Source organism: Persicobacter sp. CCB-QB2 (assembly GCF_001274635.1).
Lineage (GTDB): Bacteria > Bacteroidota > Bacteroidia > Cytophagales > Cyclobacteriaceae > Persicobacter > Persicobacter diffluens.
Map to the genome: position 1 here is coordinate 3108265 of NZ_LBGV01000001.1, position 22344 is coordinate 3130608.

Annotated in this window: 19 protein-coding genes; 6 read left to right on the forward strand and 13 right to left on the reverse strand. The window is 42.1% G+C overall.

Annotated features, from left to right (window positions below; genetic code table 11):
• Positions 1–11: 11 nt before the first annotated feature.
• Together nrfA and nrfH are read right to left on the reverse strand one after the other, a co-directional pair.
• Entirely contained in the window at positions 12–1511 is a 1500-nt protein-coding gene (nrfA, locus tag NG22_RS13715) for an ammonia-forming cytochrome c nitrite reductase (protein WP_157601090.1), read from the reverse strand.
• A gap of 19 nt (positions 1512–1530) precedes the next feature.
• On the reverse strand, positions 1531–2115 hold the full coding sequence (gene nrfH / locus NG22_RS13720; RefSeq protein WP_053406244.1) for a cytochrome c nitrite reductase small subunit: 585 nt from the start codon (positions 2113–2115) through the stop codon (positions 1531–1533).
• A 478-nt stretch (positions 2116–2593) separates the two neighbouring features.
• Between nrfH and NG22_RS13725 the strand changes: the two genes are divergently transcribed.
• Positions 2594–3613 (forward strand): hypothetical protein, encoded by a 1020-nt coding sequence (locus tag NG22_RS13725; protein ID WP_053406245.1) that lies wholly within the window; start codon positions 2594–2596, stop codon positions 3611–3613.
• A gap of 266 nt (positions 3614–3879) precedes the next feature.
• Here the strand turns inward: NG22_RS13725 and NG22_RS13730 are convergent, their stop codons facing one another.
• The 4 genes from NG22_RS13730 to NG22_RS13740 form a co-directional block, all read right to left on the reverse strand.
• Entirely contained in the window at positions 3880–5706 is a 1827-nt protein-coding gene (locus NG22_RS13730; RefSeq protein WP_053406246.1) for an asparagine synthetase B, read from the reverse strand.
• 86 nt (positions 5707–5792) lie between these two features.
• Positions 5793–6440: an endonuclease III gene (gene nth, locus NG22_RS13735; protein WP_053406247.1), complete on the reverse strand. Its 648-nt coding sequence runs from the start codon at positions 6438–6440 to the stop codon at positions 5793–5795.
• Between the two features lie 100 nt (positions 6441–6540).
• Positions 6541–6681: a hypothetical protein gene (locus NG22_RS17850; RefSeq protein WP_157601092.1), complete on the reverse strand. Its 141-nt coding sequence runs from the start codon at positions 6679–6681 to the stop codon at positions 6541–6543.
• Entirely contained in the window at positions 6678–7685 is a 1008-nt protein-coding gene (locus NG22_RS13740; protein WP_157601094.1) for a hypothetical protein, read from the reverse strand. The genes NG22_RS17850 and NG22_RS13740 overlap by 4 nt, the downstream gene beginning before the upstream one ends.
• Before the next feature lie 387 nt (positions 7686–8072).
• Here NG22_RS13740 and NG22_RS13745 point away from each other — a divergent pair, with 387 nt between their 5' ends.
• Positions 8073–9830, forward strand: coding sequence for a PAS domain-containing protein (locus NG22_RS13745; protein ID WP_157601096.1), 1758 nt, complete (start codon positions 8073–8075; stop codon positions 9828–9830).
• A gap of 284 nt (positions 9831–10114) precedes the next feature.
• Here NG22_RS13745 and NG22_RS13750 read toward each other — a convergent pair whose 3' ends face one another.
• Complete coding sequence (locus NG22_RS13750; RefSeq protein ID WP_157601098.1) at positions 10115–11233, reverse strand: hypothetical protein; 1119 nt, start codon at positions 11231–11233, stop codon at positions 10115–10117.
• 286 nt (positions 11234–11519) lie between these two features.
• Between NG22_RS13750 and NG22_RS13755 the strand changes: the two genes are divergently transcribed.
• The 4 genes from NG22_RS13755 to NG22_RS13770 all read left to right on the forward strand — a co-directional run bounded on the left by NG22_RS13755 (position 11520) and on the right by NG22_RS13770 (position 16702).
• Positions 11520–12887, forward strand: a complete 1368-nt coding sequence (locus NG22_RS13755; protein ID WP_053406251.1) for a dipeptidase — start codon at positions 11520–11522, stop codon at positions 12885–12887.
• A gap of 150 nt (positions 12888–13037) precedes the next feature.
• Positions 13038–13421, forward strand: coding sequence for a hypothetical protein (locus NG22_RS13760; protein ID WP_053406252.1), 384 nt, complete (start codon positions 13038–13040; stop codon positions 13419–13421).
• 99 nt (positions 13422–13520) lie between these two features.
• A complete protein-coding gene (locus NG22_RS13765; RefSeq protein ID WP_053406253.1) occupies positions 13521–15497 on the forward strand; it encodes a cytochrome c biogenesis protein CcdA in 1977 nt (658 codons plus the stop codon).
• A 344-nt stretch (positions 15498–15841) separates the two neighbouring features.
• Complete coding sequence (locus NG22_RS13770; RefSeq protein WP_053406254.1) at positions 15842–16702, forward strand: HAEPLYID family protein; 861 nt, start codon at positions 15842–15844, stop codon at positions 16700–16702.
• 209 nt (positions 16703–16911) lie between these two features.
• Here NG22_RS13770 and NG22_RS13775 read toward each other — a convergent pair whose 3' ends face one another.
• The 6 genes from NG22_RS13775 to NG22_RS13800 form a co-directional block, all read right to left on the reverse strand.
• The gene (locus NG22_RS13775; RefSeq protein WP_053406255.1) at positions 16912–18234 is read right to left on the reverse strand and encodes a hypothetical protein; all 1323 of its coding nucleotides are present in this window, start codon (positions 18232–18234) and stop codon (positions 16912–16914) included.
• A 272-nt stretch (positions 18235–18506) separates the two neighbouring features.
• Positions 18507–18827 (reverse strand): hypothetical protein, encoded by a 321-nt coding sequence (locus tag NG22_RS13780; protein ID WP_053406256.1) that lies wholly within the window; start codon positions 18825–18827, stop codon positions 18507–18509.
• Positions 18828–18842: 15 nt separating this feature from the next.
• Positions 18843–19232 (reverse strand): hypothetical protein, encoded by a 390-nt coding sequence (locus tag NG22_RS13785; RefSeq protein ID WP_157601100.1) that lies wholly within the window; start codon positions 19230–19232, stop codon positions 18843–18845.
• Positions 19233–19306: 74 nt separating this feature from the next.
• Positions 19307–20860 carry an Rne/Rng family ribonuclease gene (locus NG22_RS13790; protein WP_053406258.1) on the reverse strand — a complete coding sequence of 518 codons (1554 nt, stop codon included), beginning with the start codon at positions 20858–20860 and terminating at the stop codon, positions 19307–19309.
• A 219-nt stretch (positions 20861–21079) separates the two neighbouring features.
• Positions 21080–21955, reverse strand: a complete 876-nt coding sequence (locus tag NG22_RS13795) for a tetratricopeptide repeat protein (protein WP_053406259.1) — start codon at positions 21953–21955, stop codon at positions 21080–21082.
• A 37-nt stretch (positions 21956–21992) separates the two neighbouring features.
• Entirely contained in the window at positions 21993–22286 is a 294-nt protein-coding gene (locus NG22_RS13800) for an HU family DNA-binding protein (RefSeq protein WP_053406260.1), read from the reverse strand.
• Positions 22287–22344: the final 58 nt, after the last annotated feature.

Genomic DNA, 22344 nt, shown 5'->3' on the forward strand with positions numbered 1-22344 from the left:
TCGAAATTGTTTTATTTCATCAACTTACCATTTGCCTTGGCTTCTTCCAACCACTTAGGCAATAGGTTTTGCTTAAAGTCTTCTTTTTGTTTTTCCAACTTCGCCATATCCAAACCAACGGATTTTTGTGCTTTCTCTTTCGTAGAGAAATCCGGAAGTGGAACATCTTTGGTATAACCTAAGTCAACCAATACTTTCTTGATCTCCATACGTGCCTGGTAAGACTTCTCAAGGGCAGATCCCAAGATACGCGCGATCTCTACTGGTGCGTGGAAAGAGGAACCATGTGCCGCAACAGCGAAATCCCATCTCCAACCCGCGTGGCGAATCAAAGTCAAAGCTTCTTTCATTTGTGCTGGAGTAGCACCTTGTTCCCAGGCGAAACCTGCTTCCAGGTGAGCAATCGCCAATTCACGCTCTACTTTATCACGTGTTTCTTTGATCGCATCCTGACGCTCATAAACGTTAGCCGTCAATGTTTCTGCATCCTCGCGGTGACATACCTGACAAGAGTTTGCAATATTGTTCAATGGAGACTGGATGTGGTGATCAGTGAATTTCTGACCGCCTTCAGTTTTATATGGCATGTGACAGTCCGCACAAGATACACCACGCTGACCGTGAATACCCATTTGCCAGGTTTCATAACCTGGGTGCTGTGCTTTCAACATCGGCGCTTTAGAGATAGAGTGTGTCCAGTCAGAGAAATCAATCGCATCGTAGTATTTCTCCATATCCTCTACTTTGAAACCTTCATCCCATGGGAAAGTCAAATAATTCTCTTTGCCATCACGCTTGTCGAAGTAGTACTCTACGTGACACTGCGCACAAACCAAAGTACGCATCTCCTGGTGAGAAGCATCATTGATATCTTTACCCTGACGCTCGAAAGCTTCGGCCAATGCCGGACGGCTGATTTGCAAGTTCATGGTCTCAGAATCGTGACAGTCTGCACAACCAATTGGGTTCACAATCTCAGAACCTTTACCGGCCCACTTTCCTTTGTAGAATTCTGCCACTCCATGCTCCTCCATCATACGAGGTACATCCGGAGACTTACAAGTCCAACAAGTCGCTGGCATAGGACCGTCATTCTCATCTACTGGACCACCTGTACGTAAAGTGTTTTGAATATCCTCCACCGCATAGAAGTGACCACGTGGTGCATTATAGTCTTTCGAGAAACCATAACCTGCCCAAAGTACCACCAAGTTTGGATCCTCTTCCAACATGTCACGCTCTACATTTCCATTGTATTTTGAAACGAAATCCATTTCCGAAGTCTCCTTCCAGGACTGGTACTCGCGTGGATAATTCTCTCCCCACAATTCGTTTCTTGCTTCTGTTTTAGACAAAGCTTTCATTGGTTTGTTCACCAGCTGAGCTTCAACCCGTCGCTCAGTAATAGAAGAAGCCAACAAGCCCAGGCAGAAAACTGCTACCAGGGAAAGTCCGAATAACAACCAACCCAACCAGGGTTTATTGTTTACGCTTTTGGAAATATTCGCCATATCAATATCTAATTAAATCTTATTTCTTATTCGTTTTTTCTTTTAACCACTTTGGCACTACCGATGAAGGTAATGGCACACGCGCATTAGGCGTTGAGGACAAACTGTTCACCCGGCCGTGTGGCACCTCGCGGTGACAATCCCAGCATAATTTCCCTTGCCCATGTTCTGCTTCCTGAAAGCTCACCTGTAGATTATCGTTAGCGGAAGTCAAATGATCATGACAACGCTGACAGTTCTCTTGTACTACGGTAGCTCCTGCTTCATGAATCTTGATCACCTGAGGCTCTAAGCGCAAAGTGAACATCGTCGCATGGCGCAAACCGTCCATGGCTTTGAAATAATACTTGCGCGCCTGCGTATCATGCGGCACGTGGCAATCATTACAGGTTGCCTGCTCACGGTGGGAGCTGTGCTGCCAGGTTGCATACTGAGGAGCCATGATGTGACAGTTCACACAGGCCGCAGGATCATCGGATAAGTACACCCATGCTTTTGATACATAAAAGGTGTACGCCCCCAAACCAGCAAAAACTCCCAATAGCATAATAACAGGAATTCGCCACTGCTTCGGTGGCATTAGAAATCTGAAAACCTTCCCCATATTCTATATTAGTTTACCATAAAGGAGGGAAGAATCAGCTGCTTTAGAGAGGGTTAAAATTAGGTTATAATATGACAATTATCAGGAGTGAATAATTTTTTAATAAGATCCATTGTTGATTATGAAATTGATGAAAAATGAGTCCCCCAAGCCAAAAAATTGCTATTGGTTTCATTCAATTGAAATTATTTAGAATGATTCTAAATGGTATTATCACTAAAAATAATAGTGGAATAGGAAATAATTATGTCAACATTAAACATACTCAAGCCACTCATCCTTAAAGCGCAATAAGGAAACCAGATTGTTAATATCATTTTTCATAACACCGATCGCAATATCAACTCCCGGGAAAATATAATTATTCCAATACAACCCTAAAAAATAATTTTCAATAAGATTTAAATTCATACAGTATTTTTCCTTTTAATTTTATACTTATTTCACCTTATGAAAAATTGCCATAAATTTACCGTCTATGAATTTCAGCAAAATTAAATATTTCATGGTCCTTTTGACTGCGATTGCATGTGGCTGCAATCAAACAGAGGATCCTTGTGGCCAACAACCTAATACCGAAAATATTGCACTCCAGTTGGACTTTACTTCGACCGCTTCTGCACTAAAAAAAATATCATCCAAAGAAGAAGTTGCGCTATTTTTAAAAAACCAACCGGCCTTTGCTACCCTCTTTTTGAAACAGGGACAGCACCCACACGATTCTATCCTGGTCAATCAGCTATTTGACCGAAGTCAGCATCCGGCCTTTCAGGAATTAATCCAGGAATCGGAAAAAGTTTTCGATCAATATGACCTCAAGCAGGAGTTTGAGCAAGCTTTTAAAAACATCAAATACCATTACCCCGAATTTAAGGCACCGAGAATCGTGACGGGCGTTACCGGCTTTGACACCAACTTTCAGGGCTTTGACGACGACCTCTACGTTTCGGACAGCCTCATTATCATCGGGCTGGATTATTTTCTTGGGGAAGGCGCCAAATACCGCCCCAACAGCATGCCACAGTATATTTTGCGAAGATACTCACCGGAATATATTGTCCCCTCAGTAATCAACCAACTGGCCGATGGCTTTATGCGCTCCAATGCCAAGGACCGCAGCATGCTGGCGGACATGATATTTTATGGAAAGTCGTATTATTTCACCAAACAAATCCTCCCTTGCGTGGCAGATACGGTGATCATTGGCTATACCGAAGAGGAATTTAAAGAATCAAAGGAGCACAGTAAAGTGATTTGGGCCAGCCTGGTGAAAAATCAAATGTTATATGAATCCGGAAATGAATTAAAGAAAAAGTTCATTGGAGAGCGCCCGAAAACACTGGAAATCGGTGAAAAATGCCCGGGAAGAATTGGCCAATGGGTAGGCTGGGAGATCGTAAAGAAATATATGGAAGAAAATGAATCCGCGGATCTAAAAAGCCTAATGGCCAACCCGAATGCGGAAAATATTTTTGCCCATTCTAAATACAAAGGCTAGGGCAAAACCCCACTATTAACCCGAATTATTCACCGCTCAATTCATTAACTAAGCGCAACAACTGGTTTTTAGTTTGTTATGATATGTTTTCTTTGATTTATAATAGCCCAAAATTGGGCAAGCTTGCTTTCTCCTCATTCATCTGTTTCGTTGGAAAAAAATGAAATAGGAAAAATTTCTTCATTTTTTCCGCCTTACAGCTAAACGAGGGTTTTCGCAAGAATAATCCGGCTTAGAAAAAGGAAGAGCCTGCGCCCTTCCTTTTTTTATTCCCCAAAATGAAAATCTAACCAGGCGCCCATCACAGCGGCTGCCCACAGTTGGTCCTCAAACTGAGCTTTTCCTTTTTCCGCCGCTTTCAGCATGCCCTGGATTTCTTCGAAGTCCAAATATTGATACACCAGCGCATCTTCCTTTTGCAGTTGATGCTTTATTATATCTGCCTTACCGGATTTTAAATAATTCGCAAGCGGTAAGCGACTATCGTAATGTGGCCGTGCGGCAACCTTTTCCTTGGCCCAATTCTTCAACCAATGCTTTACAGTCGCATTTTGCTCACTATTAAAGTGTCTAGCAGATTTTAAGCCTTCTTCCAACACCAACTCATTCAAAAAAGGATACCGCACCTCAATCCCATTCTGACGATAAAACTGGGAAGACTCCACATATAAGCGACCTGGAAGATCTTGCTTAAACTGCCATTCCCGCAGAGCTTTATAATCACTCCCCATATCCCCCTCTGCGCTATCCCCAAAAAGGCTGAATAAATTTTGCGCCGTGATCGAGGGGGATTCGTCAATATGTCGGCCCAACAAATGAATTAAGTCCAGGTGCTTTTTAACTGGCAGGAAAGATTTTGAAGGCAATACCCCTTCCAGCTTTTTAATCATGGGAATCCATGACTTTAACAAATCATATTTTTCGAGATACAAGCCAAAACCAAAAGTAGCATTATCCGCTCCCAACAAGGTATTTCCCCCTTCAGCAGATAGCACCACTTCGGATCGGCCATCAATAAACTGTGCCAGCAGATAATGAATAAATCCGCTCATTCTCAGACAGGGCACCTCCATTTGGGAGATGTAATCTTCCCAGTGCTCTAATGATTTTTCAGTAAGCAAATCCTGATATAATGCTAATCCCTCCTCATAGGAAGTATCTTCCGCAAACTTATAATCCGCATATCGCTGATCCACCTCTGAAGGATCCACTGCAAGTCCATAAGCCAATGCGGGGCGGATGCCTGCCTCTCTTCCTAAAGCCGCCAATGTGGTACTCATCTGACCGCCGGTAAAAAGCAAACCAATGTTCTTATCCCCCGAGGTTTCCATGAACAAAGTATCGATCAAAGCCTCCTTCAATCCCTCCTCATCAGTTTCCGTTTGCGCAGAAAAGTAGTTATCCACCGACTTACACACATTTGTGGAAAACTGCCAACCTTCCTTTCCACAGCTAAGCTGCAGCTGCGTCCCCCATGTAAGGTTTTTTACATTTTTATAAATGGTAGCCCCCTCAGAGACGTAACCCTGAGATAACAGTTTCGCAACTTCCACCTGATCAAGCGCTTTATCTGTCAAGCCCGATGCAATAACGGAGGACAATGAGGTGGAAAACACCCAAAAATTTTCCGACTGATAGTTGAATATTTGCTTCGAACCATAAGAGTTATCCACAATTTTCAACTTATTAACAGACTTATCCACATAAAATCCCGCAAAATCACCATTTACCTCTGAATATTGGGGATTTTCGGTCTTTTCCTCCCATTTCATCCACACCTCCGCCACAGACATGGAACCGAATACAGCCCCTTCACTGACCAGTTGATTTTTAATATCATGATAATTAAAGAGTTGCCCATCCATGGCCGCATATCGTGTACGTTCTTTGGTGGAAACGGGCTGTAAACTCCGGATATCTTTGTCATCCAACAGCAAATTATTCACCCCAAGGAAGATTTGCCCTTCCGGCATGTGGATTACTTCCCATCGCCCCGCTGAGTTTCCATAACCTTCTGCTGCCTGCAGCATCCGCTCTATAACTTCGGCGGTTAACACTCCCTGACGATCCCAAATTGCATGTATTGCTGACATATTTAGTTTGAATAATTTCTATTGGAATAACGGCTATGGCCTTCCCACAAAGGTTGACAATCACTGAAAAAACATAGCCTGAATATTTATATAAACGCGCCCTTTTCAAAGGAACGGCAAAAGGCCGAAATCTTACAATCTTCACATTTTGGCTTACGCGCCAGGCAAATATAGCGCCCATGTAAAATCAACCAATGATGCGCTTTGGGCACCACCTCTTTGGGGATGTGGCGCATCAATTGTTTTTCCACCTCCAAAGGAGTGGAAGCATTCTGATTCACCAGTCCCATCCTTTTGGATACACGAAAAACATGGGTATCCACCGCCATGGCAGGCTGATTGTAAATCACCGATACGATCACATTGGCCGTTTTCCGACCCACTCCGGGCAATTTTACTAATTCCTCTACCGTAGCAGGGACTTCACTGTTAAAATCCTCCACCAACATTTTCGCCATTCCAATCAGGTGTTTCGTCTTATTGTTGGGATAAGAAATGGATTTGATATAGGGGAATAGCTCATCAAAATGCGTGGCTGCCAAATGCGCTACGGTAGGAAAGTCTTCGAAAATTTTTGGCGTCACCATATTGACGCGCTTATCGGTACACTGGGCAGATAGGGCCACGGCGACAATAAGTTCATAAGGATTGGAATAATTGAGCTCTGTTTCAACTTCCGGCTGGGCTTGGGCGAAATAGTCCAATATGCCCTGATAGCGTTCTTTACGGGTCATGATTTATGGCTTGTTTTCCACAAATTACACCCTTGTCGCTCAGCTGTGCAATTTTTCCTGAAAGATTCCTGCCTCAACAGCAATAATTCCCGCCCCTTTTTTAGAAGGCCTCCCGCATGGTAAAGAATATGGCCATCTCTTCTCCGGCAGTTTTGCCCACATCCAGGCGGAAATTCAAATGATCATCCGGCAATAGCTGAAATCGCAATCCGGCACCATACATCCATTTGCCATTTTTCACAAAGGGATTTTCCCATTCCGCACGTGTATTTCCCCAGCCCCCAAAAGCAGCAGCCCCAAATCGCCCGTAAATATGCCGGCGATATTCTGCCTGTACATAATAGATTTGATTATCAATATATCGGTTCGGGTGACCAATGGCTCGAAAATGATGCTTACCCCCAATTGTGGTAATTTGTAAAAGGGCACATCATCCCCCAGGACAAACTCATAATAAGCCTGAGCACCAATCACGTTTTTGGCGGAACCAATTTTCCAAAAGGAAGCCAGATCCAGTTCCAAATGATGAAAGTTAAAATCCCCGAAATAGTAGCGATAGTCAAAAGTAATTAATTGCCCCCGGCTAGGATACAGGATATCATCCCGGGTATCAAAGCGGGCATCCAGCCCCAAACCTGTGGTAAATCCTCCTTCAAATCCCCTGATACTTTCATCCAGGCTCTCTCCTTCAAAACGACTATTATCTACCCAGGAAACATCATAAGACAATCCCAGAAAAAACACATCGGTAAGAGGATTCAGCCAAACCCCGGTGGCCCCAAAAGTATTGGTTAAAAATTCCGTTGACGGCACATTGGGTCCTCCAATACCATAATACGTATCCGGAATTTGATACCAAAGGATTCTTGAGCCTAGAAGCCAGCCATTGGTGTGATAAAAAATCACATCCGTATCCAGCATCATCTGTCCTTTGGTAGAATAAGCAAAAGAAGGAATGATGGTCGTTGGCCGGCTGTATTTGGTTTCCCTTTTTCGCTCTTTCTGATCTTTCAGTACGATCACAGGCATAATGCCTACATCTAAGCCGGCCCTTTCAGAATAATCCAGCAAAGGATAAAAGGACAGGGTATATTTTTCTTTATCAATAGTCACCCAATCCATTACATCTTCCACCAGCTTCATCTCTTGCCCTGAGGACAAACTATCAGCTTGATGTTGCGCATGGGCACTCCCTTGACATAAACCAATAAACAATAGAAAAAGGGCAAAAAGAGGCTTACTCAAAACGATATTGTATTTTTAGAGATTCTAGTTACGCAAAAATCTCTGATAAAACCTTAGAATGACCTGTTTTTAGAATTAGATTAACCCTTTCCATAATAATTGTACGATAAAAATTTATCACTCTATTTTTTTCAAAATCCCCAATGTCATCTTCATTATTCCTCATAATTATTAACAATAATGGCTTCACTTTTTTAGATACCTATAAAAACAGAAATCCCTCACCTACAGCAACAAGACAAATCAAACTCCACTAAATACCATTAACAAGGAGGAATAGTTAGATTCGGCTGAAGATTAACCTTTTTTTAACCAATATCTAAGAGAGACAATGGCTTTTTTTTGCTGATTTGCCATCAATTAAGATCATCAAACATTCAACAAAAAGTGAAATCATTATCTCAGATCAAAAATCAATTATTCAAAAGAATATTCAAAAAAGAGCTTCAGCAATATTCGGAAATGATTGTGGAACAAAAGAAAAGACGAGACAATGCATTAAACATCATTGATGAATTTTCACAAGGAAATCTGAAAGTAAAACTAGAAGACTCCACCTTAGGGGATGAAATTCATGGTGCACTAATCAAGCTGAAGGATCATTTTACCGAAAAAGAAAAAATAGAGGACCAACGCAACTGGACGAATATCGGCCTGGCCAAGTTTGCTGACATTTTACGAATGGCCAATTCTGAGACGAACATTGCGGACATCGTACTCAAGGAGGTTATCCATTACCTTAAAGCCAATCAGGGCATGATCTATACTGTGGCAAAGGAAGAAAATGAAACCTGCCTGGTACTGGAAGCCTGCTATGCCTATGACAGGAAAAAGTATCTCCATAAAAAAATTGCCATTGGGGAGGGCTTAGCAGGGCAGGCCTATCTGGAAATGGCTCCTATTTATATGACAGATATTCCCAATGGCTATCCAAAAATTACCTCCGGACTTGGGGACGCCACGGCGCGGAATATTTATATCATTCCCCTGATGGTCAATGAGGAAGTCTACGGAGTCATGGAACTGGCTTCCTTCCAAATGTTCGAAGCCTTTGAATTGGAGTTTTTAAATAAACTATCCGAACAGCTCGCCGCTTCCATCAGCAGCTTCAATCTGAATCAAAAAACTGCTCTCCTACTGGAAGAATCTCAACTGCAAACAGAGCAATTACGTGCTCAGGAGGAAGAAATGCGCCAGAATACGGAAGAATTAATGGCCACTCAGGAGGAGATGAAAAAGCGACAAAGTGAGCTGGAGCTTTTAAAGACAAATCTGGAATCCGAAGTTTTTAAAAGAACAGAGGAAATCCAGGAGCAGAAGGAAGAGCTGGAGCAACAACTGGAAGAAATCAACACTACTCAGGAAAGCCTGCATAAACAAAAAGCAGAGATGGAAGGGGTACTCCTGGCCATTGATTATGCAAATTATCTGGCAGAGTTCGCCACTGATGGGAAAATCACTTATGTCAATGATCAGTTTCTGACTTTATTCGGCAAAGCGTTCACCAAAGAGTCCCTGATCGGTAAAAATCACCGGGAATTTGACGAACTGGCCAAACAACCGGAAGCTTATCAGCAATTCTGGGACAGATTACGGAAAGGGGAGGCCATCAAGAAAGAGGGAGTCGTACAAGTAGGGGAAAGGACTTTCTATTTGGAGGAAAACTATACTCCTGTAAAAAACAAAGAAGGGGAAGTGGTGAAAATCCTCAACCTTGCGCATGATATCACCAAAGTCAAAGAGCTGTCCCTTCAAAATGCGGCGAAGGAGCGTGAGATCAAAGACGTGCTCAATACCATGAATAAGGCCATCATCGCAGCCACCTTTGATTATGATGGAAACTACCTAGAAGTGAGTTCGGAATTCTGCCGGTTTTTTAATGATCCGGAAGGATATTATGATGGAAAAAGAGACCGGGACTTTAACCCTTTGGCCAGCAGGCCGGATCAGTACGAAAAGTTCTGGAAGCACCTACAAAGCGGAAAAAGCTACGAATACATGCAGAATTGTGAAATCAATAATAAGAAATACCTGATCGAAACCATTTACAGTCCGATTTTCACCCCTGATAAACAAGTGGAAAAGATCATGTTGATTCTAAAGCCTTTTGACCTGGCTAAAATCAACTCCTCCGTCAATGCCTGATCACTCAGCAAAAAAAGACCGCCACTCCTGAAGAATGGCGGTCTTTTTATTTAACCCGGATTATTCAGGCTTAAATCCTCGTTTAGCTGTAAGGCGGAAAAAATGAAGGAATAGTTTCCTATTTCGAGTTTTTTCCAACGAAACAGATGAATGAGGAGAAAGCAAGCTTGCCCAAATTTGGGCTATTATAAACTAAAGAAAATAAATTATAACGAACTAAAATTAAGTCACTTACATTTGGTCGATTAATTTAGCGGTGAATAATTCGGGTTAAAATGTATTTTTTACAATGGGCAAGTCAGGTCAGCCACCTGCTCAGGTGCAATGCGATCTCCATTGGCCAGGCTAACATTCCAAATAAAGGAATCATTGGCTACCGACTCTTCCGCCAAATGCTTGATCCCACACATACCGGAAACAGCCAGGGAGGCGTTCGTATCAATTTGTAATGCACCCTGACGGTTTGGTAAAGCAATATTCACCTGCTCCAGTCCATCCAGATTACTCAAACTATTGTTAGAGGAAATATTCAGGCCTCCTACGGTATTTAAGTTTTTCAGATTCGTCAGATCGTTCAGTGCATCATTAGCCAACAAACGGAACTCACCCGTTACCACTTCCAAATTCTCTAATCCATCCAGTGAAACCAGGCTTTCGTTTTGAGCAATGTCCAATCTGGTCAAGGTATTAATCCGCTCCAGGCCTTCAAATGACTTTAAAAAAGGATTCGAAGAAATCATCACATTGGATTCCACATACTCCAGACTCTCCAGCCCTTTCAGGTTTTGAACGCCCAAGCCCTCTATGGATAACTCTAATACAGAGTCAATTTTATTCAAGCCTTCCAAAGAAAGTAAATCCGGCATTACCCCAATTCTCAAATTCCCCTTGAAAGTCTCCAAGGTAGAAAGACCGGCCAATGAACTCATCACCTCATTGTTTTTAATGGTGATATTCCCTTCTATCCAGCCTAAATTCGGAAAACCATTAATTTCCTTCGCCAAAAAATTACGCTCAATCAGCAAATTCCCGCCGATATACAGCAAGTTTTCAAAACCACCAATTTCGGTCAAAGTACTGTCCGCAATAAAGGAAAGGTTACCCGTAATGGAGTCCAGAAAATTAAGCGTTTTGATATCCTCATTACTATAATCAAAATCACTGAACACCAAAGAACCTCTGATCGATACTACCCCACGATCCTTCATCTCCTCCATATTGGCTACCGTCGGATTTTGGATCGATCCATTATAATAAGGATGATCAACGCCTGCAGTATCAATAATTTTGCTGGAACTAAATGGATTGGGAATATAATCCGGAGTTTCGTCATCATCCTTACAAGCACTTAGCGCAGTGATCGCCAGGATGGTCAACATGCTATATTTTAGCCAATTTTTCATCGATGTTATTTTTACCCTCAGGTGGGGCATTATTACGGTTAAACTCAAATATTGCTATTCGGCCCGGCCTTCTTAAAAAGAAGATTAGGCTCCAAGAAAGACAAATTTGCAAATTATCTGTCATTCTTTCTGCATACAAGGGCTAAAACATTCAGCTACACCTCAGAGGAAGGCACCAAAATGCATTAAGCCTGCCTTAAAAAGTGTAAAAGCCAAAAGATATCCACAATATTTCAGTAATTTGCCAAAGAGAAAATAAGACATTGAATTTCAAATTTCGACCCTTATGAGTGCTAATTCCTATATTCAGGAAAATCAGGAACGCTTCCTGAACGAACTTTTTGATTTGTTAAGAATCCCCTCTGTAAGTGCAGACAGCAAGTTTGCTGGTGATGTGCGCAAAGCAGCGGAATTCATCAAAGAGCGTTTCGCAGAAGCGGGAGCAGAAAATATTGAAATCGTGGAAACCAATGGTCACCCGGTAGTTTATGCCGACAAGATCATTGATCCGGCATTGCCTACCGTATTGGTATATGGCCACTACGATGTGCAACCGGCAGATCCATATGAATTATGGGATTCCGAGCCATTTGAGCCGGAAATTCGCAACAATCGCATCTACGCGCGTGGTTCCTCTGATGACAAAGGCCAAGCCTATATGCACCTGAAGGCCTTTGAGGCTTTGCATAATTTGGGCCAGCAGCCGGTGAACCTTAAGTTCATGATTGAGGGGGAAGAGGAAATCGGCTCTAAACATTTGGGCGATTTCGTTAAAGCCAACAAAGAACGCCTGAAAGCAGATGTGATCCTGATCTCCGATACCGGAATCTTTAGCATGGACTGCCCGTCGATTTGTTCCGGCCTGAGAGGTTTGAGCTATGTGGAAGTTGAAGTCACCGGCCCTAATCGCGACCTTCATTCAGGAATGTACGGAGGTGCTGTGGCCAATCCGTTGATCGTTCTTTCGCAAATGGTAGCATCATTGAAAGATGAAAACGGTAGCATTACCGTACCCGGATTCTATGATGGCGTGGAAGAGGTTTCTGCCGAGGAGCGTGCCGCTTTGAATGCAGCACCATTCAGCCTGGAGGCTTATCAAAAAGACCTGGGCGTGGATGCCGTTGACGGTGAAGCGGGATACACCACTATTGAGCGTACCGGTATTCGTCCATCTTTGGATGTAAACGGCATGTGGGGTGGCTATACTGGCGAAGGAGCCAAAACCGTATTGCCTTCTAAAGCATTTGCTAAAATTTCGATGCGTTTGGTACCGGGGCAGGACAGTGCGACCATCACCCAGCTTTTCAAAAAGCATTTTGAGGCCATTGCTCCGGCATCTGTAAAAGTGGAAGTAACACCTCATCACGGTGGTGAAGCATCGGTAACAAAAGTGGATTCTATCGGCTTCCGTGCAGCCAGCAATGCTTTTGAAAAAGTATGGGGTAAGCCGGCTATTCCGATGCGCGAAGGAGGATCTATTCCTATTGTGGCTTTGTTCAAAAAAGAATTAGGCTTGGATTCCATCATGCTCGGCTTTGGATTGGATGAAGATACCATCCACTCTCCCAATGAAAGCTATGGAGTAGAGAATTACCTGAAAGGAATTGAGACCATCATGGAATTCCATCAGCAATTTGCCGACTTGAATAAATAATCAGTTACAAGAAAAAGACTAAAGGCGATTCTCCGGATTCGCCTTTTTTTATGAGCAAAAGTGAAAATACTGTCTCATTTTAGACAATCTCAGCCATTTATCTGATTTAAATACTTCCGATAACCACTTCCTCCCGTTATATTTGCATTCATGTTAAGACAAATTCAAATATTGGGAATTTTGGTGGCGGTCATTGCCTACACCTACGGAGCCGTTCCGGTGAACTCTCCCTATATTCGTTTTTGTGTCCAATGGGGTGATCAAAATACCTCACGTGTCGGTACGGTGCAATGTTATCCTTCCGTATTCGGAGACAACACCTGCGATTATACCGCATTTTTACCTCAGCCTACTGAGGACAATAAAACCTGCACCAAGGAAATCGTGATTGTAAAATCTTTGGATCAACACATCCTCAAATTCTTTCACTTCAGCAGTAGAGAACTTCCGCTTTGTCAGCAGGAGGAAAGTCCTTTTATGGATCAATATCAATTTTTGAAAGACGCCAAGCTTTCCCCGCCTCCCCGGTCCTAGACATATTGCCCTTGCTGATCACCCCTTTCCGGGTGACTAATTTATATGTCTAAATTTTATTTTCAGGAGCATTGATGCTCCTCATATTTCATCATTTTTATGAAAAAATTAATGGCCATGTTGATGGTTGCCCTGTTGGCAATGATCAATACTGCATTTGCTGATATTCTGGACCCTGCCAAATGGGAAGTTTCTGTTGACAATAAAGAAGCGAAAGCAGGAGACGAAGTTACCCTTTCTTTTACCGCAAAAATCGATACCGACTGGTATCTGTACTCTTCCGATTTCGATCCGGAATTGGGACCAATGGTTACAGTAATCAATTTCAACACCAATGATTCTTATAAATTGGTGGGAGATTTGGTTCCGGTCAATCCATCCAAAAAGTACGATGACCTTTGGGAAGGAGAGTACACCTATTTTAAGAAAACAGGGGAGTTTCAGCAAAAAGTGAAGCTGCTAAAAGATAATCCATCCATCTCTGCGGTGGTAGAATATCAGGTGTGTTCTGATGAAGGAGGGCAGTGTATTACTTTCGATAAAGAATTTGATTTCAATGCGTTCTTTAAGCCAGTGGCTAAAAAAGCGGAAAAAGCAAAAACAGAGGTTTCTGTAATTCCGGAAGGACAAGGCGACCAGAGCACCAGCCTTTGGGGATTTGCCGTTTTGGCATTCTTGGCCGGTTTAGCCGCTTTATTGACGCCTTGTGTATTTCCAATGATTCCAATGACGGTTTCTTTCTTCACTAAAGGCGGACAGGATACTTCTGGCGGATTGCAGAAGGCATTAATTTACGGTTTCTCTATTATCGCGATTTATACCCTGGCAGGAACGATTGTAGCCGCGACGATGGGACCGGAATTTGCCAACTTCTTAGCTACTCACTGGGCGCCGAATTTATTCTTCTTCATCGTTTTCATGATCTTTGCCCTTTCATTCCTGGGTCTTTTCGAAATCGTAATCCCTTCTGCTTTAGTCAATAAATCAGTAGCCAATGAGGAAAAAGAGGGATTGATTGGAATTTTCTTCATGGCTTTTACCTTGGTATTGGTATCCTTCTCCTGTACGGGACCCATTGTCGGTACCATCCTGGTAGAATCTGCTGGCGGACAAATCCTGAAACCAGTGGTGGGAATGTTTGCCTTCTCTCTGGCTTTTGCAGTACCATTCACCATTTTCGCCGCTTCTCCAAAGCTATTGAAAAGCCTTCCGCAATCCGGTGGATGGCTGAACAATGTAAAAGTTGTATTGGGATTCCTGGAATTGGCTTTAGGTTTGAAATTCCTTTCCATCGCCGACCAAACTTACCATTGGGGACTTTTAGACCGGGAAGTATACCTGGCTTTCTGGATTGTGATTTTCTTCATGATCGGCCTTTATTTCTTGGGCAAAATTTCAATGCCACACGATTCTCCTTCTGATGGAAAAGTATCCGTTCCAAAGATGATCATGGCGATTTTGACTTTCACCTTCGTCGTGTATATGATTCCGGGAATGTGGGGTGCTCCATTGAAAGCATTGGCAGGTTACTTACCTCCAAGAACTACCCAAGATTTCAATTTGGAAGGTTCAGGCAATGCCGCAGTAGTATCCGGAAATGTATTGGACAAACCAGCCAAATACTCAGATTTCCTTCACTTGCCACATGGCTTGCAAGGATACTTTGACATGGACGAAGCTTTAGAGGCTTCCAAAGCATTAGGCAAACCAATCTTCGTAGATTTCACCGGCCATGGTTGTGTGAACTGCCGTGAAATGGAAGAGCGTGTATGGTCAGACCCAAAGGTATTGGACATCTTACGTGAGGATTATGTGATTCTGGCGCTTTATGTAGATGATAAAAAAGAATTACCGGAAGCAGACTGGTACACTTCTGAATATGACAACAAAGTAAAAAAGACCATCGGTAAACAAAATGCCGACCTTCAGATCACCAAATACAATAACAATGCACAGCCATTTTATTTGCTATTGGACAGCGAGGGCGAACTGATGATTCAGCCAAAAGCTTATGATTTGAATGTGAATAATTTTGTAGAATTTCTGAACAAAGGAATTGCGGCTTACAACAAATAAGCTTCATTAACCCCTTTAAAAAGCGCTGAATTTCGGTTCAGCGTTTTTTTTGTGCATGTACATTTTAGCCACTTAAAATTGAAATTGTAAAAAAATGCCTACATATTCGCCTTCAGAAAATGCAGCCGGATGACTGCTACACCTTTCAGAATTCAGGCAAAAAACAGGAATAGTCTACTATTGCTGAATGTATCAGGACTGCAATAAAAAGGGATAAATAAGCCTTGCCCGGTACTGCGAAGCCATAGTAAAGACCAATGCTATCGCTGCTCAATACTCATGGCGAAAAGACACTTTTTTTGGCTCTGAATCATTTGAATTAATTGAAATACTTTACCTACTCCATGAAAACCAAATTTACTGCTCTTGCTGCTTTTGCACTTTTGCTAATTCCTTTCATTTCGAATGCACAAAAAACAGAACTTCGTGAGGATCGGTACCTTCTGGACAGCCTTTATATTGAAGAAACCGAAGACAAAACACCCGCTAAAGTCCTCCATGCTGAACCGCTATACATTGACTTGATCCGTGATTTGGGAGCCCGAAAAGGGGAGAAGGAGTGGAACGTAGGCTTCGGTTTGAATGATAATACAGACTATGATCGGATAGAGGCGCTGGTGGAATACGAATGGGCGCCCATCAACCGCCTTGGACTGGAAATTGAAGTTCCTTTTTCTTTCTATTCCGGCAACCCCAACGGAATGGAAGCAGTGCCCGCCAACAGAATGGAAAGTCTGAAACTGGCTGCCCAGTATTCCTTCTTTGTCTCCGAAAAAGCCAAAACCTCCCTGGCCATTGGCTATATCCATGAATTTGAAATGACACCCTTCGAAAATTATGGAAAGGAATCCTTTTTCACTGGAAATGTTTTCAACCCCTTTTTCGTAGCAGCCAAGAGGTGGGGGCAAAATTTTCACACCCTCATTTACACCGGGCCAGTGATTGAACAACCTTTTCATGAAAATGAAATCCATACCGAATGGCAAATCAATACCAACTTCCACTATATGATTCCCGGCACCCGGAACTTCCTAGGCGTGGAATTGAATAAAGAAGTAGAACATGATGACTTTGATATGACCATTCGCCCCCAAATGCGATTGGGCATCACTGATGATTTGATGATCGGTATTGTGACCGGAATACCTGTAAACAGGGAAAGACAGCGGTTGTCTACTTTTTTAAGGTTGATTTGGGAGCCTTAATCTGCTTTAAACCGAATCATTCATACTTAAATCCTCGTTTAGCTGTAAGGCGAAAAAAATGAAGGAATTTTTCCTATTTCGAATTTTTGCCAACGAAACAGATGAATGAGGAGAAAGCAAGCTTGCATAAATTTGGGCTATTAAAACAACAGCACTTTGTTAATAGCCCATTTTCTCTTCTCAATAAAGCTGACAATGAATAATTCGGATTAATTCACCTGAAATATTTCCTGCGCCACCACCTGCATTTCTGATTTTTCAAACCGAGCAAATAAATCCTGAAAATGATGAGCCTCTTCAATGGAAATTATCTTCTCCGGAAATGCACTGCTCATTACTTTTAACCCCAAATACACCCTGTCCAATAAAGCCTGATCCTCTACGGAAACCGAAGCTCCCTGTCCCATTAAATACAAGAAATGCCGCTCAGCGAGTTTCAATAGCAATGCCCGCTCATCCTGGTCTTTCGGTAAATGGTCCACAATTCCGACCGTTATCCATCTTTTCCCGATATCCTCCGTCATTACATAGTTTTCCCCGAGCAATAATTTCTGCATCAATTGATCTCCAGGAAACTGAGCCTTAACCCGATCAATAGCGGCGTCCATTTTTTCTCCCGAAAGAAAATAACGCTGGCTCGTCAGGCCATAGTATCCTACAAACACTTCCCGATATGGGGTCTCAAATCCTACAGTTTCAACGATATTAGCATACCAAAGGTCATTAATAATTTGATTCATATCCTGATCATCCGGCAATCCGATGCTGCTCCAGTCCGGGACTTGTCCAGCGGAAGAATTAATTTTTAGTTCACTCATTATCTGCTTTGGAATTCGCTGACTATGGCTAAAAGGGCCGTTTTGCTGTTTCACCACAGTGTGAGGACTATTATCCTTCTCACAAAATAAATTTCCGATGGGCAATAGCATCGGACCAATCAGACTGCTACCTAAGGCCCTCCTACTGTAAGGGAACGAAACTGTGTGTAGCACGCTCTTTGAATTTGACACTTCCACCACTAAAGTATCTTCGGACTTGGTAAACCCATACTGCAACCCCCTTTGTAAATCCCTCTGAAAGCATACAATATCACCACTTGGGCCATAATTTATTTCAACCTTCAGACTATCCCCATATCGGACTTCTTGTTCTTGCAAATGCCCTTTTTCCCAATTTTTTCTAAGGATGATATTCCCTGAGGGATCATAATATTCGACTTTTTCCAAGCGATTATCATCATCCCAATATTGATCCACTATCAGTGAACCAACTGTCCCTGATTGAGCGGAAAGTCGATATTTTCTCAATTGTTGAATCTGCCCATTCGGATAATAACCAATAAACTGAACGGTCTGACTGGAATCTAGAGGATTAAACTCCCTGAATTCATGCATCATTCCGTTTTCATGATAAGAAAGGATTTCATAGTTATCACCATATGGCAATTGCAATTGAACCGCTGGCTCTTCTTGTGGAGCGCATGCTAAAAAAAACAGCGGCAGGAAAAGGAGGCTTAAATAAGGAGTCTTCATAGGGGTAGATTACTTTAGTTTAAAAATATATAAACTTTATGCAATCACCACCTCTAGGTATCATTTTTTATCACAAATAGACTCAATTAAAACCCTTGAAATCTTTACTAGCCTTGATTGACTGATATTCAACATCTTTTACACAAACAAAAACAACCCCTTAAAAAGATTATTATAAATATTCATCCCAAAAGAGGAAATAAACAGATTTCAACCCATGAGACCGGATTGGGGAGCCTTATAACAAGATTGAAAATGTAATTCAATCTAATCTATAGGACTAATACGGTCATTCCAACAGAAATATTTCCCATGTTTGCATCCTCAAACAAATCCAAGGGTAATTTATTGGTATTAAAAATAGATTTAAGGCCGTATTGAATTCGGAAAAACATGCCCACCCGACTCCTCCTGATATTTTCATATCGAACATCGAAAAGAACTCCCATAAATTGCTTACTCATTTTGAGAATATTTTCCTCACCAAAGATTAATTGCCTTGTACCAATACCTTCAAAGCTTTCAGACATCAGTAAATTAAGGGTCAGCCCCAAACCTAACATTACCCTTTCTTTATTCGCCGGTTTCGCCATATTAACTGAATTACTCTAAACTGGCATCATCAATAAAACAGGTAGCTGCGCATAAACATTCGAAAACTTTACTATTGATGATTCACTACGCAAACCCAAATAGTTTACACCTTCCCCTGATCTTGCATAGGTCTTTCTTTTGTAAAAAAAACCGCCGGCTAAATTATTAGTAAATTCACACCTGAAGACCAATTGGTCACTTAGATCAATAGAAAGCCCTGAACCTATTACTCTACCTATAAATAAAGATTGAAAATGTGGGCCATATTCGGATACCACCAAATCATTTGATGAGAGCCACGAAGCATTTCCTCCAGCAAATACATCAAACTTAACACCATTACTTTGAGCGAAAACCAGCGAGGAAGTAATGGAAAATAAAATCAAAAAAATTGTACGAGTCATTACTATTGTAGGATATTTACAAGTAAAAGTAAGAAACATACATAAAAAAAGCTCCTCTTCCGAGGAGCTTCTCACTACTTAATTTCAATTTCTTCGCCATCTTTGGTTCTTAACACAAACTCGGTTAAGCCAAGAGATGAATCTTTTTCAAGGTTCACCCATCTCCAGTATTTTAAAAACCAATTCATTCGCCGCGATAAAAAGCCTGCGGTGAAATAGGCATGGAGGTATGGATGTAGTGCAACGGTCAAATGTTTTTCATTTTGTTTTGTAAGGATATAATCGATGTTTTCCTCAATTTGGTCTGCTACTACGATTGATGCGGTAATTGTACCGCTGCCGTTGCAAGTCGGGCAAACCTCTTTTGTCTGAATATTCAACTCCGGACGCACACGCTGACGTGTAATCTGCATCAGGCCGAATTTCGTCAAAGGCAATATGGTAAATTTCGAGCGATCATCTTTCATCTCCTCTTTCATGCGCTCATATAATACCCGTTTATTCTCGGGCAAACGCATATCGATGAAGTCAATGATGACAATACCACCCATATCACGCAGTCGCAATTGCCGTGCGACTTCGTTCGCAGCTTCCAGGTTCACCTTCAATGCGGTGGTCTCCTGGTCGGCCTCAGCATTGGATTTATTTCCGCTGTTGACGTCAATGACGTGCATGGCCTCGGTGTGTTCAATGATCAGGTAACCGCCATTTCTTAGGCTGACGGACTGACCGAAGAGCGACTTAAGCTGCTTTTCCACGCCGAAATTCTCAAATATCTTGGCTTTACCCGTATAATGTTTGACAATTTTCTCTTTATCAGGGGCGATGGACCTGATGTAATTTTGTACCTCTTCAAATACCTCCTCGTCATCAGAAACAATCTGATCAAAGGATTCATTGAGCATATCTCTCAATATGGATGAGGCTCTTCCCATTTCACCAATCACTTTGTCTCGTGGCTTGGCAGTTTTTAGCGCTTTAATGCCTTTTTCCCACTTGTCAAGCAAGTTTCGCAGGTCTCGATCCAGCTCTGCAACATCCTTTCCTTCTGCGACGGTACGTACAATGATACCGAAGTTCTCCGGACGGATGGAATTCAACAACCGAATCAGTCGCTTACGTTCTTCTTTACTGGTGACCTTCTTCGAAACATGGACTGCATTTGAAAAAGGGACCAGAACGATATAACGACCTGCTATAGAGAGTTCGCAAGACAATCGGGGACCTTTGGTAGAAATCGGCTCTTTCACCACCTGTACCAGTATTTGCTGACCTTTGGCCAGTACCTGGTTGATCTTGCCCAATTTGTTAATATCTTCTTCACTTTTGAAGCCATTAAGGCGGAAGTTGTTATTTCTCTTATTTTGGGCTTGTTTGGTGTATTTGTTCAAAGATCGAACCTGCGGACCAAGATCTAGATAATGCAAAAATGCATCTTTCTCATAACCTATGTCCACAAATGCGGCATTCATGCCTGGTGCGATTTTCTTAACCGTACCTAAATAGATGTCGCCAACATTGAATTGATTCCCACTGTCCTCCGTATGGAATTCCAGCAAGCGCTTGTCTTTCAAAAGGGCTAACCGACATCCATTTTGAGTTCCATTAATGATTAATTCGTTACTCAAAATCTTAATTAATTTAAGTGAAAGATGTCCGTAGCAGCAAAACAAACGAAGGCTGAACAGTATTTCACCGTCCAGCCTACGAAAACATCGTTATAAGACTACTTCTTCTTGTGTCTATTTTTTCTTAGACGCTTTTTTCTCTTGTGAGTAGAAATCTTATGTCTCTTTCTTTTTTTACCGCAAGGCATAATTATAAGAGTGTTTAGTTATAAAATAATTTTATTGAAGCTGTTCCAAATAATCACCCGCCGTAGCTTGAACCACCGGATCGTTACTGTTGGCAACCACCCATTCAAACGCTGACTTGGCCTTGGACTTTTTTCCTAATTCAAAATAGCTCAATCCTAAATAGAAATGAGCCTGCAAATGCTGAGGATCAACCTCAGTTAAATGCTTAAAACGCTCACTGGCCTTGTCATACTGCCCGGATTGCACCGAAAGCATGCCCATTGCAAATAAAGCGTCGGCTTGATCAGGGTCCTGTGCCAATACCTCACGCAGCTCCATGATCGCCGTCATCGGCTGATCTGTTGATACGTAAGTCATCGCCAAATGCGTTTTTGAAGTCAAATCACCAGGATTCTCTTTCAAATACGCTGCCAAATAATTACGAGTTTTTTCTCCCCAGTCCGCAGCTGCAGCTCTGCTTGGCGCAAACTGAAAAGCCTCGTAACAATATTCCCCAACCGATTTCAACTTTAAAGCTGAAGGTTCATCAGGTAATGACAATTCTGCAAAAAATGCAGCGCTGTCAAATTGATTTAGGCGCTTATACACGCCTGCCAATGAATCCGCAAATATATGTTTTTTTTCTAACATTTCCGAATTCTCCCATTTTTCTTTCAAAGAAACTATCACAGCGTGTAGCTCTTCTGCCCCTTCCATATTATGAGCGTGATCATGCGAATGGTCATGTCCTTCATGATCACTATGATCATGCCCTTCATGGCGATCAGCATTCGCTACATTTTCGGTTGGCTGTTCTTCTTTAGAGGAAACAGGTTCACCGGATTTTTTCAACACCCTGGGCAAGCTATAAATAGCAAACGTCAGGATAAGGGTAGAGGCAATTAAGGTTAAACGGGATCGGCTCATATCGTTGGGTAAAAACGCCTAAATCTTTCAGAACAAATTATTCGCTATCTTTTACGCTAGCTTTTACCTTCTCAACGAAAACCTTAGAAGGTTTGAACGCTGGAACATAATGCTCATCGATTACGATAGCCGTGTTCTGAGAAATGTTACGTGCTACTTTACGAGCTCTTTTCTTGTTTACGAAACTTCCAAAACCACGAACGTAAATGTTTTCGCCATTAGCCATTGAGTTCTTCACTACTTGGAAGAAAGCTTCAACAGTCTCTTGAACGTCAGCCTTATCAATCCCGGTTTGCTCAGCGATCTGAGAAATTACGTCTGCCTTAGTCACTTTGCTATTATTTAAGTTTTAAAAATTAATTCGTAAAATTCTATCAACCAATTATTTT